Genomic DNA, 1933 nt, shown 5'->3' with positions numbered 1-1933 from the left:
TGGTGGGTCTGGGTGGACTTGAACCACCGACCTCACCCTTATCAGGGGTGCGCTCTAACCACCTGAGCTACAGACCCGGTTTTGCCCATCCGAAGATAAGCCAAGTCGGGCCTGCAAAGACCCTTGCTCTCTCTATCAATCAACCAAGTAATTCGTGTGGACTCTGACCGAAGCTTCGACTTCGTTTAAGGAGGTGATCCAGCCCCAGGTTCCCCTAGGGCTACCTTGTTACGACTTCACCCCAGTCATGAACCACACCGTGGTAATCGTCCTCCCGAAGGTTAGACTAACTACTTCTGGTGCAATCCACTCCCATGGTGTGACGGGCGGTGTGTACAAGGCCCGGGAACGTATTCACCGTGACATTCTGATTCACGATTACTAGCGATTCCGACTTCACGGAGTCGAGTTGCAGACTCCGATCCGGACTACGATGCGTTTTGTGAGATTAGCTCCCCCTCGCGGGTTTGCAACCCTCTGTACGCACCATTGTAGCACGTGTGTAGCCCTGGCCGTAAGGGCCATGATGACCTGACGTCATCCCCACCTTCCTCCGGTTTGTCACCGGCAGTCTCCCTAGAGTTCTCAGCCGAACTGCTAGCAACTAGGGATAGGGGTTGCGCTCGTTACGGGACTTAACCCAACATCTCACGACACGAGCTGACGACGGCCATGCAGCACCTGTGTCAGAGTTCCCGAAGGCACCAATCCATCTCTGGAAAGTTCTCTGCATGTCAAGGCCAGGTAAGGTTCTTCGCGTTGCGTCGAATTAAACCACATGCTCCACCGCTTGTGCGGGCCCCCGTCAATTCATTTGAGTTTTAACCTTGCGGCCGTACTCCCCAGGCGGTCAACTTAGTGCGTTAGCTGCGCCACTAAGGATTCAAGATCCCCAACGGCTAGTTGACATCGTTTACGGCGTGGACTACCAGGGTATCTAATCCTGTTTGCTCCCCACGCTTTCGCACCTCAGTGTCAGTGTTGATCCAGGTAGCCGCCTTCGCCACTGGTGTTCCTTCCTATATCTACGCATTTCACCGCTACACAGGAAATTCCACTACCCTCTACCACACTCTAGCCGAGCAGTTCGAAATGCCGTTCCCAGGTTAAGCCCGGGGCTTTCACATCTCGCTTACTCAACCACCTACGCGCGCTTTACGCCCAGTAATTCCGATTAACGCTTGCACCCTCCGTATTACCGCGGCTGCTGGCACGGAGTTAGCCGGTGCTTCTTCTGTGAGTAACGTCAATCTTCCAGAGTATTAGTCTGAAAGCCTTCCTCCTCACTGAAAGTGCTTTACAACCCGAAAGCCTTCTTCACACACGCGGCATGGCTGGATCAGGGTTGCCCCCATTGTCCAATATTCCCCACTGCTGCCTCCCGTAGGAGTTCGGGCCGTGTCTCAGTCCCGATGTGGCTGATCATCCTCTCAGACCAGCTACGGATCGTCGCCTTGGTGGGCCTTTACCCCACCAACTAGCTAATCCGACTTAGGCTCATCCAATAGCGCAAGGTCCGAAGATCCCCTGCTTTCCCCAAAAGGGCGTATGCGGTATTAATCCGGGTTTCCCCGGGCTATCCCCCACTACTGGGCAGATTCCTAAGCATTACTCACCCGTCCGCCGCTCGACGCCTGGTAGCAAGCTACCATCGTTTCCGCTCGACTTGCATGTGTTAAGCCTGCCGCCAGCGTTCAATCTGAGCCATGATCAAACTCTTCAGTTTAAATCATACAAGAATCCGTAGATTCTTAATTCTTGCTCAAGACAAAACTCAATTTTCGACGAGTCGCTTGCCTTGGTATTTCTTGTCGAAATACTCCAGCCAGCGCCCACACGAATTACTTGGTCAATTTGTTAAAGAGCGTTTGAGCCGTTGCTCAATCAAGGTGGCGTATTCTACATCCTCTCGCCGCCTTGTCAACCGTTTATT

The 1933-nt window shown here is 53.3% G+C and carries 1 tRNA gene and 1 rRNA gene; both read right to left on the bottom strand.

Annotation, left to right across the window (positions count from 1 at the left end):
• Positions 1–77 (bottom strand) — tRNA-Ile (locus DS878_RS08025).
• Positions 78–186: 109 nt separating this feature from the next.
• A 16S ribosomal RNA gene (locus DS878_RS08020) occupies positions 187–1726 on the bottom strand.
• Positions 1727–1933: the final 207 nt, after the last annotated feature.

The sequence above is a fragment of the Marinobacter sp. F3R11 genome (assembly GCF_003318275.1).
GTDB lineage: Bacteria > Pseudomonadota > Gammaproteobacteria > Pseudomonadales > Oleiphilaceae > Marinobacter.
The sequence above is the reverse complement of the archived record's forward strand: the minus strand, read 5'-3'. Positions and strand labels throughout refer to the sequence as shown.